This is a genomic window from Microcoleus sp. B5-D4 (genome assembly GCF_036705145.1).
GTDB lineage: Bacteria > Cyanobacteriota > Cyanobacteriia > Cyanobacteriales > Microcoleaceae > Microcoleus.
In genome coordinates, this window is sequence record NZ_JAUBTV010000013.1 from 32,489 (window position 1) to 48,252 (window position 15,764).

At 44.9% G+C, this 15,764-nt stretch carries 9 protein-coding genes; 1 reads left to right on the forward strand and 8 read right to left on the reverse strand.

Annotation, left to right across the window (positions count from 1 at the left end):
- Positions 1-25 precede the first annotated feature (25 nt).
- Positions 26-364 (reverse strand): circadian clock KaiB family protein, encoded by a 339-nt coding sequence (locus QUB10_RS08990; protein ID WP_333201371.1) that lies wholly within the window; start codon positions 362-364, stop codon positions 26-28.
- A 24-nt stretch (positions 365-388) separates the two neighbouring features.
- Positions 389-2,086: a circadian clock protein KaiC gene (gene kaiC, locus QUB10_RS08995; protein WP_333201373.1), complete on the reverse strand. Its 1,698-nt coding sequence runs from the start codon at positions 2,084-2,086 to the stop codon at positions 389-391.
- A gap of 539 nt (positions 2,087-2,625) precedes the next feature.
- On the opposite strand from kaiC, the gene QUB10_RS09000 reads away from it, so the two are divergent.
- Positions 2,626-3,816: a transposase gene (locus QUB10_RS09000; RefSeq protein WP_333201375.1), complete on the forward strand. Its 1,191-nt coding sequence runs from the start codon at positions 2,626-2,628 to the stop codon at positions 3,814-3,816.
- 35 nt (positions 3,817-3,851) lie between these two features.
- Here QUB10_RS09000 and QUB10_RS09005 read toward each other — a convergent pair whose 3' ends face one another.
- From QUB10_RS09005 to QUB10_RS09030, 6 genes are all read right to left on the reverse strand, one after another.
- Positions 3,852-6,683, reverse strand: coding sequence for a PAS domain S-box protein (locus tag QUB10_RS09005; RefSeq protein ID WP_333201377.1), 2,832 nt, complete (start codon positions 6,681-6,683; stop codon positions 3,852-3,854).
- Between the two features lie 41 nt (positions 6,684-6,724).
- The gene (locus tag QUB10_RS09010; RefSeq protein WP_333201379.1) at positions 6,725-7,813 is read right to left on the reverse strand and encodes a BMP family protein; all 1,089 of its coding nucleotides are present in this window, start codon (positions 7,811-7,813) and stop codon (positions 6,725-6,727) included.
- Positions 7,814-8,032: 219 nt separating this feature from the next.
- The gene (locus QUB10_RS09015) at positions 8,033-10,207 is read right to left on the reverse strand and encodes a glutamine synthetase III (protein ID WP_333201381.1); all 2,175 of its coding nucleotides are present in this window, start codon (positions 10,205-10,207) and stop codon (positions 8,033-8,035) included.
- Positions 10,208-11,083: 876 nt separating this feature from the next.
- The gene (locus QUB10_RS09020) at positions 11,084-12,358 is read right to left on the reverse strand and encodes an alpha/beta hydrolase (protein ID WP_333201383.1); all 1,275 of its coding nucleotides are present in this window, start codon (positions 12,356-12,358) and stop codon (positions 11,084-11,086) included.
- A 357-nt stretch (positions 12,359-12,715) separates the two neighbouring features.
- Positions 12,716-14,521, reverse strand: coding sequence for a serine hydrolase (locus QUB10_RS09025; protein ID WP_333201385.1), 1,806 nt, complete (start codon positions 14,519-14,521; stop codon positions 12,716-12,718).
- The coding region (locus tag QUB10_RS09030; RefSeq protein ID WP_333201387.1) for a calcium-binding protein at positions 14,518-15,764 on the reverse strand (1,247 nt) is incomplete at its 5' end. The genes QUB10_RS09025 and QUB10_RS09030, both read right to left, overlap by 4 nt.

Genomic DNA, 15,764 nt, shown 5'->3' on the forward strand with positions numbered 1-15,764 from the left:
CCTATATCTTAATGGGTTTAATGGGTTATTGTTCATCGACTTGACGAAGAATTTGCAGTCCTACCAGAACTTTTTCAGTATTTGATAAATCACCAATAATCTTTTTAATCGGTTCTGGCAATTGTCTCACGAGAGTCGGTATAGCAACGATGCTATGTTCTATGGCTAGCTGCGGCTGTTGACTTAAGTCAATAATTTCAATGTTATATTGACCCTGAAGATATTCCTCACATATCTTCTTCAAATTGGCAAAAGCCACCAAAGATTTAGGTGTTTGTCCCGCCACATATAATCGCATTTGCCAAATCTCTGACCCTTTTGTGTTAGTTGGATCTGAGGAATTATCTGTTAAATGAATTGTCATGTTTTTTCTCCTTATAGATAGGTTTTAGCGATTAAGATGACGTAACCTTGCCATAAAGGTTCGATTCTCCTGCACCGCTTTTTCTTCCTCTTGTTCTTCTTCAAGCAGCCAATCTAACTCCGCCTCTCGATTGAGCAATTGCATTTGTAGATCATTTATCTGAGCTTGTACGAGTTTTTTCTCTTGTTCATACTCACGTTTTTTTAGTTCAAAATTCTGTCGGCGTTTTTTAGCGGCAGATTTTTCCTTTAGTTCTTGATTGACTCTTTCCGTTCCTGTTAATACCTTGCCATCTCCCAAGTAAACCTCGACCAACTTTACACCTTCATTGGTGACGATAAATTCCCGTACTTGATTTGAGTGCATCATGCCGCGAGATTTGAGGGCATAGATAATGCGATTGCGCTCCCCATTCACCTTGAGCGTTTGGAGCTCTAACCAAGTATCCATCAGAGAGGAAACACCCACTTCTGTCTGTTCGTGGTCATGGTCAGCATCACCAGCCGTTAAGTTGGTCATAAAAACGGTTATTTGCTTACTCTTTAAATAGTCAATTAAACGCATGAAAAAGTTTTTTGTTTGCATCAAACTCCCACTCAAGACGAGATTACTCATCGGATCAATGATGATTGTCCTTGGTTGAAATTCTTGTACCCAGCGATGGATTTTAAACAAACGCATTTCTAAATTGTAATTGGTGGGACGTACCGCATCAAATTGGAGTAATCCCTGCTCTACATAAGGGGCTAAGTCAAGACCAATCGACCTTAAATTGCGGATAATTTGTTGGGGCGATTCTTCAGTGGCGAGATATAAACACCGTTCGCCCCTCAAACAGCTTGCATGGGCAAAATAATTTGCAAGAGTCGTTTTGCCCGTTCCAGCCCTGCCTGTGACTAGAATACTGCTACCCCGATAATAGCCTTGGCCACCAAACATTTCATCAAGTTCGGCGATGCCCGTTGAGACTCGCTCATTAGAAACCACATGGTCTAATTTTAAGGAAGTAACGGGTAAGACCGAAATGCCATTTTCTTCAATTAAAAAAGGATATTCATTATTACTATGACGAGAGCCGCGATACTTGACAACTTGAAGGGTTCTTGTGGCGATGTCTTCAAAGGTTTTTTGATCTAATTTGATCACACAATCCGAAACGTATTCTTCTAAACCTTGACGGGTTAAGGTGTTATCTCCTCGCTCCCCTGTGATCACGGCTGTCACACCTTGGTCTTTTAACCAATGAAATAAACGGCGTATTTCTGCTCGGACAATGTTGGAATTGGCTAAACCAGCAAACAAGACTTCAATCGTGTCTAAAAGCACCCGTTTAGCGCCAATTTTTTTGATCGCATACCCTAGACGAAGAAATAGGGCTTCTAGGTCATATTCTCCTGTTTCCTCAATTTCGCTGGGTTCAATATAAATATGATCTATTAATATTTTCCCCTCAGCAATTAACTGATTTAAATTCCACCCTAAAGAGGCGACGTTTTTGGTAATTTCTGACGCAGTTTCTTCAAAGGTGACTAAAACGCCTGGTTCTCCGTACCGCGTTGATCCGCGTACGAGAAACTCCACACCAAATAAGGTCTTACCGCAACCTGCAGAACCACAGATTAAAGTTGGTCGGCCTTGGGGCAAGCCTCCATCGGTGATTTCATCGAGTCCCTGAATTCCCGTTGGGCATTTGGATAATTGTAACTCTTGAATTTTTTCCATAAAAACACAAAAATTCCCTTTTTGATAGGAGTTACATAAGCGCACAACTATCCTACCTGCGACACTTTAGGAATCTGTGCTCTTGTCTTGACTACCTGTATATGATCAACGATAGCACTGTTCCTCACTTGAGTATCCATAGCTTTTCGTTTCTTAATGGAATCGTAAGCAGGTGGCGGATTACATCGCGGCGGAGCATCTCACTTGTGTAGTCCAGCAAGCTAGAAATTGGAGTTGTGAGGCAGAAGGCACGAGGAAGAAGGAAGGAGCCAGAAGAAGTGTGGTTACAAATATGAGAGGCTCCCCATCGCAACCATTCTTGAGTTGATAAAATATGCCCGCATAAAATTTGTCACTTTGTCTAGAGTGGAGCTCAAGTTTTCTTCTTCTGAGGCAGTAAGGGCTCGATAATTTCCCACTCTTTATCGAAAAACTGGGTTAAAAACCCCGTCCTTCTAGGACGGCTTGAATTGTAACTTTTCATTGCACATATCTCCGTTTTGTGCCGACTGCGGTAGCATAAGACTGGAGGTAGAGCAATGCTAGTTTTTGAGTTTAAATCTTACGGAAAATCAAGCCAGTTCAAGGCAGTAGATGAAGCAATTCGTACCGCTCAGTTTGTCCGCAATAGCTGTTTGCGCTATTGGATGGACAATCCTAAAAAGAACAAATACGACTTGAATAAATACTGTGCTGTACTGGCAGCTACGTTTCCGTTTGCTGATGAACTCAACTCCCAGGCAAGGCAGTCGAGTGCTGAACGCGCTTGGGCAGCTATCTCTCGATTCTACGAAAACTGCAAGAAAAAGATTCCTGGTAAAAAAGGGTATCCGCAATTCCAGCGAGACTGCCGTTCGGTTGAGTACAAGTCAACTGGATGGAAGCTTGCAGATGACAGAAAATCGATAACTTTCACTGACAAAAAAGGAATTGGCAAACTTAAACTCAAAGGTACACGCGACCTGCATTTTTACCAAATTAGCCAAATTAAACGGGTTCGATTGGTTAAACGTGCTGATGGTGTGTACGTCCAGTTCTGTATTGATGTCAGCCGAAAGGAAAACACAGAGCCAACTGGTAGCACAATTGGATTAGATGTTGGACTGAAAGAATACTATACTGATTCAAATGGAGTCACGGTTGAAAACCCTAGATTCCTGAGAAAAGGCGAACGCATTCTCAAACGCAGTCATCGTCGAGTATCTAGGAAAGTTAAAGGTTCAAAAAACAGAGGCAAAGCTCGACAGATTCTCGGCAAGCGCCATCTCAAAATAAGCAGGCAACGTAAAGACCATGCCGTGAAGTTGGCAAGGTGCGTAATTCAGTCAAACGACTTGATAGCCTACGAAGATTTGAGAATTAAGAATATGGTGCAGAATCACTGTCTTGCTAAGTCTATTAACGACGCATCTTGGTATCAATTCCGTGTCTGGCTCGAATATTTGGGAAAAGTATTCGAGCGTGTAACAGTTGCGGTAAATCCGCAATATACCAGTCAAGAATGCTCTAGTTGCGGTGAAATTGTCAAAAAGACTCTATCTACAAGGACTCATGTTTGTAAGTGTGGATGTTTGCTAGATAGAGATTTCAACGCCGCGAGAAATATCCTAAGTCGGGGATTGGGTACGGTAGGGCATACCGGAACCTTTGCACTAGATGCAAACAACGCTTCGGGAGAATTGACCTCTACTTTGGTTGGAGAAATCCAATTAGAGCAAGTCAGCTCGTAGATCGAAGAATCCTCATGCCTTCAGGCCCAGGAGTGTCAATTACCAACGAGTGCTACAGCACCGCTTTGCAACACAGGAATTTCAATTAGGAACTCTGTTCCTTGAGCTGGTTGAGAGAAGCACTGGAGTAAGCCACCGTGCTTATCAACTACAATTTGATAGCTGATGGATAGTCCTAATCCAGTTCCTTTACCAGTGGGTTTTGTAGTGAAGAAGGGATTGAACGCCTGTTGTCTAACAGTTTCCGTCATCCCAGGCCCATTGTCTTGAACTTGAATTACCACATTTTTTGAATAACCAGAATGAGTTTCTTTTGTGACTAGCTTAGTCCGAATAGTGATGCGACTGGGATTCTTTTGGATGTCTTTTGTATAACGCTGATTGTCGTAGTTTTCTAAAGCATCGATCGCATTTGCCAGAATATTCATAAAGACTTGGTTCAACTGTCCGGCATAGCACTCTACTCGCGGTAAGTCGCCGTACTCTTTAACAATTTCAATAGCAGGATGAGCCGGATTTGCCTTCAGTCGATTTTGCAAAATCATCAATGTGCTGTCAATTCCCTCGTGGATATCAACAGGCTTCATTTGGGCCTCATCCAGCCGCGAGAAGTTTCTTAGCGACAGGACAATTTGACGAATGCGATCGGCTCCTACCTTCATTGAAGTCAGGATTTTGGGCAAATCTTCACTAATGAAGTCCAGCTCGAACTCTTCAATTTTTTCCTCAATTTGGGCATTAGTTGGATAGGTTTGCTGGTAAAGCTGAATCAACTTTAGTAAAATTTGCGTGTAGTCGGCAGTATGGCTCAGGTTGCCATAGATAAAGTTGACTGGATTATTAATTTCGTGAGCAACACCAGCAACCAGTTGCCCCAAACCTGACATTTTCTCTGCCTGAATAAGCTGTGCCTGAGTTTGCTGCAAGGTTTTGAGTGCAACCTCCGCTTCCTCTTTTGCTTGCCTTAATGCAGCTTCGGCTTGCTTGCGCTCAGTAATATCCAGTGCCAAGGATGCAACTCCAACAATCTTTCCAGCATCCCCTACTAAAGGCGTATTGAACCATTCGCAAATAATGGTTTTGCCGTCTCTGGTAATATTTTCGTTGACACTGTAGATTCCTCCAACCTGAACCAACAACTCGTTCATAACTCGATCGACGACCTTTCGGGCAGACGCAGGCACAATTAATTCTGTGACATGGTGTCCGATCGCCTCTTTCGCCGTGTAACCAAAAATCTGCTCTGCCGCTGGATTCCAGGCAGTGACTTTAAAGTTTAAATCCCATTCCACAACTGCCAGTGAAGTTTGGCGGAATAGAAAAGATAGTCGCTGTTCCGACGCTTTGAGTTCTTCTTCTACCTGTTTCCGTTCCGTAATGTCAATCCCTGTTTTGATGATGTACTCAATTTCACCTTCATTATCCAGTAAAGCAGTATCTGACCAGGCAATGAGTCTGAGTTGTTGATCTTTGCTCACCCAACTGCCTTCATACTGCTGGGGAAAATTACCAGATTGTAAAGACTCAAAAGTAGTTTTGGCTTGTCCTGCTAAGTCTGAGTTCGGGAACAAGTCCCAAATGTAGCGCCCTTTTACTTCACTAAATGAGTAATGAGTCATTTGTTCGCAAGCTCGGTTAAAGCGAACGATTTGTCCCTGCGGGTCGAGCACAACTACCAGGGCACCTGCAATTTCAAGAATTGCTGAAACAAAATTGCGTTCCACTTCAACTGCTGTAATCAGTTCCTCTAACTGGGTTGCCATAGTGTTAAAGGCGATCGCCAATGTCCCCAGTTCGTTTTGGCTGTCGATGTTGACCCGCGTCTCTAATTGCCCCGCACTGAGTTCAGTAGCTGCCGTGGTTAAGTGCTGTAGCGGCACCACAATTTGCCGAATAAATAGATACCCAATGCCAACAGCGACGATCGTCACCACCATCAATGAGCCTCCCATAATTGAGAGCATTTGGTAAACGGGAGCATAAGCCTCAGCCGTTGGCAGTTCTACAACCACATTCCAATTCACACTCCGAACTAAGGCACTGGCTCCCAATACTTCTACCTGCTTTAGACCCTGATAAACGTTAAGGTGCTTAGTATTTTCGGAGGCTTTCAAGAATTGAAAGAAGGGGCGCTTAGAAAGATCTTGAAGTTGAAAGGTTTCTGGCTTACTACCCTTTTGAGCAATCACAAAATTACGCTCATCGACTACATAGACATAACCCGTCTTGCCAACCTCGATTTGGGAAACAACAAACCAGAGAAAGTTGAGATTTATCTCTGCTAATAGCACCCCATCCACCTCATCTCGCTCATTCCGAATCGGAACCGCCAGAATGGTGGTTGGTTGGTTTGTTTGAGGATTAATTTCTACAGGACTGACATAATCTTCCTGTTGTTTGAAGGCACGAATAAACAGTGGCGAATTGGCTGGATTTTCTAACTTGAGCGGTTCGTAGGGTGAAACTGACGTGACAACTTGTCCCTTCCGGTTCAAAATGGCAACGGCTTCATAAGCATCATGATGACGAATCAATCCTTCCAACAGGCTCTGCTGCACTTGAGGTTGAAAGTTTGTGAGTCCTTTGACCCTAGCTAAATAGCTCAGTTTTCGTTTCAAGTCATCTAAATAATTATCAATCTGCCCTGCTGCTGTCTGACTACGCTCTTCTTGGAGCGATCGCGATTGCTGGATCTGCGCCTGAAAGCTGAGGTAGATCAGCAAACCACCTGTGGGCAGTAAGCTCAGGAGAACCAAAAATATCAAACCATAGCGGAGCTGATTTGCAATAGAAAAGAAGCGTTGCCAGAGAAGTGAAGGGGAGCTTTTGGCAATCGGAAGAGCGCGATCGTTGCGTTGATTTTGCATCGGACTTAGAATCAATATTGGTAAATCAATTAATGCGCGCACTAAGGAGAAACATCAATTTGGCCAGTCGTCACAGCTTCTCGGATAATCTTGAAAGTGTCCTCTTCCTGAGACGTGAGACTACCACGGAAAGGGGCAAAGTCGTAGATTTTTTCCTTGAGTCCAAACTTGTAAAGTTTTCCTTCCCAGCGACCTTCCTGGGTTAATACGGCCGCATTTAGCACCAGATTGGGAATGTCCTGCAGAACGCTAGTTAGGACTTTGCCGGGAGCCAGTTCGTACTGATCCTTGGCCCAACCAATCACAAGGACTCCTGGCTTTTGCGTAACGGCTTTTAGCGCGGCTAATCCTGCCTCATCCGCGTTGATTGTCAAAACATCTACTCCAGAGGCAACCATATCCGTTGCGACTTTGGTGGCTTTTTCCGTATCAATCCAAGAGTTGAGAAAAGCTGTCGAGGCTTGAACAGAGGGATTCGTTGCCTTCACTCCCCGCCTAAACAAAGCTTCTTCTTCTTTGTAAACCGGATAAGCAGCACCCACAATATAGCCAACTTTATTGCTTTTAGTCTTCATGGCAGCCAAAGCACCTGTGAGGTACCCCACCTCACCCGATCGAAAGGCAACAGCCCCCAAATTTTTGTTATTCCCTGGATAGGTTGTAACCAGGGCAAATTTCGTTCGCGGAAATTCTTTAGCGACCTTTTCGGCCGCTTTGATATAGCCACCACTGGCTGCAATTACCAGGTTATAGCCTGACTGGGCATATTTGCGAAGGGCAGCTTCACTATGTTCACCGTCAATACTGCCAGTAAAGTCTACCTGAGCATTAAATTTATCTTTGATTAGGTTTAACCCTTCAAAGCAGGCTTGAGCCCAACTGTTGTCGTCTTTGGAGCCTGTCGTGATCAACGCCACTCTAAAGCTGCTAGAGGTACTTGCTTCAGGGGAAGAGTTTACGTTCGGAGTCGATCGACTGCAACTGATCGCAAAAACCAGAGCTAGAGCCGCCACAGTCATTTGTTTCAAGAGAGATTGAATTCGCATAATAGCTTTTCGCAACCCGATTACTTTTTCTACGCGATAAATTTCTTGAACGGTAAGCTGTTCTACATTTAAATTGTGTGCCAAAAATCACTAAAACTTTTGTGGGACGGGCTTCTAGCCTGTCCCGAATTTCCAATTTAAATGCGTAACAGCTTATCTCAACAATCTTCACAAGTTTTACTCTCGTTCGTATTTAATGCCTTTGGCAGATTTAACGTAACACTCATTTAACCTCAAAAACAAATAAGGACACGGCATTGCCGCGTCCTTACAAATCTAACCTGCAATTAACCGAATTTGCTATTACTTAACAAACAGCATTTCTTGATAAGTAGGCAGTGGCCACAAATCATCAGCCACTTCACCTTCCAGAGCATCCGCATACTTGCGAACCTCATCCATCAAAGGACGAATTGTTTGCGAAGCATATTGCATATGGTCTTCGGTCGAAGCAAAATCGTGCTTGCTCAAAGCATCACTCAATTTGCTCGCAGTATCCATCATGGACTTAACCAGCACCGCTACTTTTTCGGCACTTTCTTTTTCCAGTTCAATCCCAATCTCTTTCAATTTAGAAATCGTGCCAGAAAGTTCAGCTAAATACCTCACCGCTGCGGGGTAAATAATGGTTTTTGCCATGCTTATTACCAGTTTGGCTTCGACTTCAATTGCCAGCAAATACTGCTCAGCATAAACATCGTAACGGCTTTCCAATTCAATTGGAGTCAGAACACCTGTCTTTTCAAACAAGTCTTCAATGTATCCTTCCTTCAACACGGGTAAAGCATCGGCCGTAGTCCGCAAGTTAGCTAAACCCCGTTCCTCAACAGCCATTTTGTGCCATTCTTCGGAATAGCCGTTGCCACCAAATACAACCGCACCGTGCTCGTCCATCACTTCTTTGAGAATGGTTTGGATGGCAGCATTCAGTTCAGTTCCGTTAGCCAAATCGCTTTCTAATTTGTTAGCAATCCAGTCCAAAGAATCTGCAAGAATTGTATTCATCGCCACCAGCGGCCCGGAAACAGACTGACCGGAACCTACTGCACGGAATTCAAATCGGTTTCCTGTAAAGGCAAAGGGCGAAGTCCGGTTTCTGTCTCCAGCATCCTTCATGAAAGTAGGCAGTGTTTCTACACCTAAGTTCATAATTCCCCGACCTTGAGAGTCCTTAACTTCTCCTCGGCTAATTTGCCCGAAGATATCTTCTAATTGGGAACCCAAATAGACAGAGATAATTGCTGGCGGAGCCTCATTTGCACCCAATCGGTGGTCGTTGCTGGCAGTAGCAACTACCGCGCGCAATAGAGGGCCGTATTTATGAACTCCGCGAATCACAGCGCCGCAGAAAACTAGAAATTGTATGTTCGAGTGCGGTGTATCGCCGGGGTCTAATAAGTTTCCTTGGGTGGCATTGCCGACCGACCAGTTGACGTGTTTGCCAGAACCGTTAATGCCGGCGAAAGGCTTCTCGTGCAGCAAACACATAAAACCGTGTTTCTTCGCTGTGTTGCGGAGAATTGTCATGGTTAATTGTTGGTGGTCGCTGGCGACGTTTGCTGCTTCAAAAACGGGTGCAATTTCAAACTGACCGGGAGCGACTTCGTTGTGGCGGGTTTTGGCAGGAATTCCCAGCCGGTACATTCTTTCTTCTACTTCCTGCATGAAGACTTGAACGCGCTCTGGAATCGCTCCAAAATAGTGGTCGTCAAATTGCTGACCTTTCGCAGGAGGTTTGCCAAACAGGGTGCGACCTGCTAGCAGTAAATCGGGGCGGTTGTTGGTGAAATTGGCATCTACCAGGAAGTATTCTTGTTCGGAACCGCAACTAGAATTTACTGGAGCAACTTCGGTATTTCCTAATAGCTTTAACACTCGGGTTGCTGCTTTGTTCATGGCGGCAATGGAACGCAAAAGCGGCGTTTTCTTGTCTAAGGCTTCACCTGTCCAGGAGATGAAAACAGTAGGAATGCACAATGTCATGCCGTTGTCTGTTTCCATGACATAAGCAGGGCTGGTGACATCCCAGGCTGTATATCCGCGAGCGGCCGCAGTCGAGCGAATGCCGCCGTTGGGGAATGAGGAGCCATCGGGTTCGCCTTGTACTAGAACTTTGCCTGCAAATTCTGAGATGACGGAGCCGTCGCCTTGCACTGAGATGAAACCGTCGTGCTTTTCGGCGGTGCCGTTGGTTAGCGGGTAGAATACGTGGGCGTAGTACAGGGCTCCTTTGGAAATAGCCCAATCTTTCATTGCTACTGCAACTACATCAGCTACGGAAGCATCGAGTTTTTGGCCTGTTTGAACGGTGTTTTTTACTGATTTGAAAATGCTTTTGGGCAGACTTTCTTGCATCTTGCTCAGAGTAAAAACGTCTGTTGCCCACATATCTTCGAGCCGCTTGGGAGGCCGACCAGGCATCAATTTGCGGTTGACGATTTGAGAAATTGCTTGAACGCGAGATTCATTTCCACTCATGGTTATTTTTATTGGTATTGCGGGACGAGTAGTTGAGAAAAAATAGATGTTAGCAAAAGTTTAACGATTGACGAATATTTTGGATTTACCAAGATTTTTTGTCAAAGCTAACTTTTGGGAGGATGCCTTTTTTGGCAGGCTCTACAAGATTGGTGGAGCGAGGCTCAATCAGTTCGCCGTCCACCGGGCGTGACAATCCAGTGTGAGATGCGGTTGGATTTCGGTTATTAGCAATAAAATAGATGACAAGAGCCTGTACTAATTTGAGTCAACATGATAGATGTCTGCACTGCACAAATTTCGTAACTAATCTTCACCCTGGTCAGCTCAAAAATTTTGTGCAAATCAATTCCGATGAATTCAGGTCAAAACTACTTATGGTTTTTAACGGTTCGACGATCGATAAATCGCAGTCCAGCAAACAACGCACTCGTTTAGGGGTTTTGGAGAATTATGGAGAGTACACAATCTACAATTGGAGAGTTTAAACAATCATTAACTAAATAAATGTATTGTAGGCTACAGAATTTTAGGTTTTTTTCAGAAAGGTCGATCGCACCAAGCGCACACAACCGCAGGGTTTCAGTGTAACAGGACGCGGGGCGCTCAAACTAAGGGCGATCGTACTCGCATAGGGCATAGGGCATAGGGCATAGGGCATAGGGCATAGGGCATAGGGCATAGGGCATAGGGCATAGGGCATAGGGCATAGGGCATACCTCACTTTCTTAAGAACTGCTATATGATAAATAAAGTCTGGCAACTCTTCTAAAAGTTGGTGCGACAATTTGCCGTAGAAATCTTTACGAGATTTGGGAACTTATTAAACTGTTATAGCCGCAGTTTATTGAGCATAAATGAGTAAGTTGATAGTTTTTATTTAACTCGTTGGTAATCCGAAGACTTCAGAGCATGAGCCAAAAAGCGTTCTGTGTAGTACAAAGCTAATTGATTGCTCGGCCCATTAAAAACTGCATCAAAGGCGTGTTCAGCCCAAGGAATTTCGAGCAAAATAGCCCGTGAAGCGAAGCTATCCCGTAGGGAATCGCCCGTGGCTCGCAATCGTTCGTAGAGCGATCGACCAAACTTGGGCTGAACGATATGGTCGCGACCGGCATAAACCAGTAAAGAAGGGGGAAGATTCGGTTTAATATAATTGATGGGAGAAGCCCGACGGTAAAGCTCATTGAGTTCGTCTGGCGTTCCTCCCAGAAAAGCACGCAAGACGGCTCGAACATTTATGGCATCAGGAAAAGGTGGGTCATTATATCCCCGAATCAGGTCATTTGGCCCGTAATAATTTACCACTGCTCTAACTGGAATCACACTTGAATTATAAGCAGTTAGCATTGCTAAATGGGCACCTGCAGACCTTCCCATCAGAGCAATGCGATCGAGATCAATTTCCCAATCACCAGCATGAGTTCTGATATAGGAAAGAGCGGCTTGTACGTCGTCAAGCTGAGCAGGAAATCTATACTTAGGAGCGTGGCGGTAATCAATTGCGACAACACAATAGCCTTGGGCGGCCATATAGCGGCTGAATTCCTGATTGTAATCGGGATTGCCTCTTTGCCAAGCTCCCCCGTAGAGTGTGATAATCGCGGGATATTTGCCAATTTGCATCGGCCGATAAAGGTTTAGTTGCAGTGAAACTCCGTTAGGGTTGGCAAATCCAATAGCCCGATCGATCCTAACGTCTCTGATGGGAATTCCTCGGAAGGCATCTGCGAGGATAAACGGTTGAGGGCGTAGCTGCGCGCGTAAAGCTTGAGGAATGGCTGCTAAATAGTTTTCCCCTAAAACTGCTTGCATTTGGGTAGCTATCGCTGCATTGGCTGCTGGGAACTGAATCAGGGGAAGCAGGCCCAGGATGAGGGCGAACAGGTTACAAATTGACAAAATAATGTAGACTTTGCCTTGATGCCGCCTCAAAAGGTTTAGCATAAGGGCGATCGTATTGATACCAACCAACCAAGGACTGATTTCTGGTGCTCCCACCGCCAAAGGGTACAGGAACATCGTGGGTGCTGGTACGATGATCCAGAGACTGAGAAATAGGGCGATCGCACTCAGGAACCAAGAAATAAATGGCGTGACTAAGAATGCTGCCAATAAGGGTAACTTTTTGCGGTTCTTCTTGTGGATCATCGGATTTTCGCAGCCTAATTTTTAATCAGTTTAAATTAATCGGGCGGTTCCTAGATTGATAATAAAACCGCAGATTAAGGCAGATTAACACAGATTAACGCAGCTAATTTCAATAGCTGCCGGAGAATGGCAATCACTTGTAGAACAAAGCACTGCTTTGAGCAGCCTCCGAAAATTTGATTAAAAAGACTTTTGCAAGAGGTCTAGTAATCACCTCATTGTGCGAGGCACAATGCTTGCGAATGGATATCCCATCGCTTATAATTAACTCTGCCTCCAAAGCCTTTTACGAGGTTAATAAAAATATTTTTAGCTGTTAAAATGTACAGAAAAAAACATTTCATTGACTTATAATTTCTATCTTTTAACTGCACGAGGTGCCACCAGATTCCAATTCACCTGAGAAACACCGTACAAAATAAAATTATCCAAAAGTCCGTAAGCATCCCCACAATTGTAACCTTTAGCATTAACACATTTCTTGTCCGCCCTTTGATTCACAGCCACAAAAATATCAACTCCATCCGGCAACACACCCGCATACATCTTTAAATTAGCAAAATCATCAAGGATGCGACCGTTATCATCCAGCGGCGGCAATTTCCACTCTTTCGGATTGCGATTTCCCCCTAACTGGATTGCCCAAGCATAAGTACCGTCTAGCGCTCCGTTGTGGGCAGTATATCGATTCCAAACCTGCTTTCGCTTTTCTCCGATGCGCGGATTATTTTCATAGCCGCCCACCCAATATTGTGACATAAATTTGAGGAAAACTTCAGCTTCTGCAGCTAGGGAACCAGTACCGGGACTCAAATCAGTGTTTCTGCTGCTAAAAGGAACTTGGCTTAAATTCCAAGACCAATTTATCCTCCCCGGCTTCGGATTTAGCCAAGTAGCCAAATCGCAGAAGCTACCCTTCCAGATGCAGTGCGGACGCTTCACATCCCATCCTTGACCATAATAACTTTTCCCGTTCCAATGGCGTTTTTCTGGTTCGCGAGCGCCAATATTTTCTACTCCTTGGGTCATGAAAATTCCCCGATCAGCCGCAGTAGAAATTCCTAACTCTGTTTTGAAGAAAACCTCCAAAGCCGAACCTTGATGAGTTGCTGGTTTACCCATTTTAGCAGCATAGCTGCCGGAAGCTATAAGCTGCTCCAAAATAATCGTAGGAAATGCGGGACTGGTATTGGAATAGTGATATTGACCGAGAGGATACTGAAGACATCGCCCAGCCAAAACCTGCATAGTTTCTGTTAAAGTAGGACTTGGCAAAAAATAGCCCGCGCTAGGAGAAATGCCGAGTTGATTTTTTGCTAAACTGACAGATTTGCTGCCCCACTCATTGACAAGTAGCTGTTCTTGTGCATGAAAATCGGCTGGAATTTTGAGATTGCGAAGGACGGGCAAATTTGCAATTATATCTTCACCGTATCTGGGCGCGCTGCGCTGAAGTCCCGATCTGTGCGACAAAAAATGTCCGAGGGTGACATTTTGCCACTGTTTGTCTGCAAATCCTGAGTTAAGATTGGCGCAATTACTGTCTTTCACGGGAACGGGAAATTGTATTTTTCCCGAAAATACGGCGTGCAAGTTTTCAGGGATAATCGCTACTGGATATTGCTTGTTCAAACCGGGAATTAGCGGCGGATAATGCTCTGGATCGAACAATTTCATCCCTTCAATTTGGTCGTCAGTCAGTTCTAAACCGGCCCGATCGCGCGCCGTCTGTTTAAGCGCCCAGCGTACCATTGCAAAGGTAACAGGCTTGCTGATACTGCCCATACGCATGGGGGTATCTGCCGCGACAGAGGGAGCCAGAGGAGCCTGCATATCGTCGCCACAAGCCGGATTCCAGTTATTAGTAGGTCTGCCTTTCATGCGGCCGAAACCCCAAACACCGACGGGTTTACCTTTAACAGAAACACCCAGTACGGCCGCACCGACGCAGCGGTGGCGCATGAATTCAGTTAGGGATTGCTTTAGAGGCTGGAGTTGCGCGTCACCGCTACCACTAATGGGGATGTTTTCTTGCGCTAAAGCTGTGTTGTTGTTGGACTCGGAAACCTTTCCCAAGCCTCCTAATAGGATAGCTGAAATTAAGGTCAAACTTGTGTATAAAAGTCTGTTGATTCTTTGGCGATCGCCCCTAACATTCCTCATAAAAAACTCCTGTTTAAAAATGTAGGTGGGTTCAAGTCTGTCAGATCGATTTGAGTAACAGATACGTTATTGAGAGTGGCTAAAATTTTACCTGTTGCTGTCAAGCGGATTAAGGTGTCGCTGTTGGCTTGACTAATTGACAGTTGAGAGGCAGTCAAACCTCTAGTAAGGGCGATCGCATCTTTTCCGGGTTCAAAATCTCGAATGATATCCATCCCTGAATCTGCCCAAAGCAGAAAACGATCGTTCCCACTTCCTCCACTTAAAAAATCATCTCCCAAATCGCCGCTTAAAAAGTCGTCTCCCGCTCCCCCAAATATGGTATCATTGTCATTTCCTCCCCAAATCGTATCATTTCCTTCACAGCCATCAAGTAGGTCGTTATTTTCACCACCCAGCAAGTAATCGTTGCCACCGCCACCACAGGCAGTATCGTCACCTACATTTCCCAACAGAGTATCGTTTTCTTCACCGCCTAAAATTAAATCTCTATCCTTACCTCCCAATAAGAAATCGTTTCCTTTGCCCCCATCCAAGAAATCCGAGTCTTCGTTGCCGTGAATGAAGTCGCTATCTTCTCCGCCATTTAGCGAATCTTCTCCTCGATTTCCAAATAATCTATCTCTTCCTTCATTACCAAGAATAATGTCTTGATTCGGGCCACCCAAAAGCAAGTCCTCTTCCGTTCCACCCGATATAAAGTCATTGCCTTCGTTACCGTTTAAAAAGTCATTTCCTTCGCCGCCAAACAGGTTATCGTTACCTTCTTTAGCCTGGAAATAATCCTCGCTGCTGCTGCCATCGAATGTCTCATTGCTAGCAGTACCTGTGAGGGGTAGATCGATCGTACTATTCACAACTACCTTTTCTACAGGATTGGGTTGGTTGAGATTTGGGAGGGATAGAGAGTTACAAAGGCAATCTTCTGTCGGAATTTCTGTCGGTGTCGGAGTTGCTGTGGGAATGTCTGCGGGAATTTCTGTCGGAATTTCTGTCGGAGTTGGCGTTGGTGTTGGCGTTTCTGTCGGAATTTCTGTCGGAGTTGGTGTTGGCGTTTCTGTCGGAATTGGTGTTTCTGCGGGAATTGGTGTCGGAATTGGAGTCGGAATTGGTGTTGGCGTTTCTGTCGGAATTTCTGTCGGAGTCGGCGTTGGCGTTTCTGCCGGAATTTCTGTCGGAGTCGGCGTTTCTGTCGGAGTTGGTGTCGGGGTTTCTGTCGGAGTTTCTGTCGGCGTTTCTGTCG

Coding starts and splice junctions, on each gene's coding strand:
- kaiC (WP_333201373.1), bottom strand. CDS start 2,086: ATGGAAAAAATTCAAGAGTTACAATTATCCAAATGCCCAACGGGAATT.
- QUB10_RS08990 (WP_333201371.1), bottom strand. CDS start 364: ATGACAATTCATTTAACAGATAATTCCTCAGATCCAACTAACACAAAA.
- QUB10_RS09025 (WP_333201385.1), bottom strand. CDS start 14,521: ATGAGGAATGTTAGGGGCGATCGCCAAAGAATCAACAGACTTTTATAC.
- QUB10_RS09015 (WP_333201381.1), bottom strand. CDS start 10,207: ATGAGTGGAAATGAATCTCGCGTTCAAGCAATTTCTCAAATCGTCAAC.
- QUB10_RS09020 (WP_333201383.1), bottom strand. CDS start 12,358: ATGATCCACAAGAAGAACCGCAAAAAGTTACCCTTATTGGCAGCATTC.
- QUB10_RS09005 (WP_333201377.1), bottom strand. CDS start 6,683: ATGCAAAATCAACGCAACGATCGCGCTCTTCCGATTGCCAAAAGCTCC.
- QUB10_RS09000 (WP_333201375.1), top strand. CDS start 2,626: ATGCTAGTTTTTGAGTTTAAATCTTACGGAAAATCAAGCCAGTTCAAG.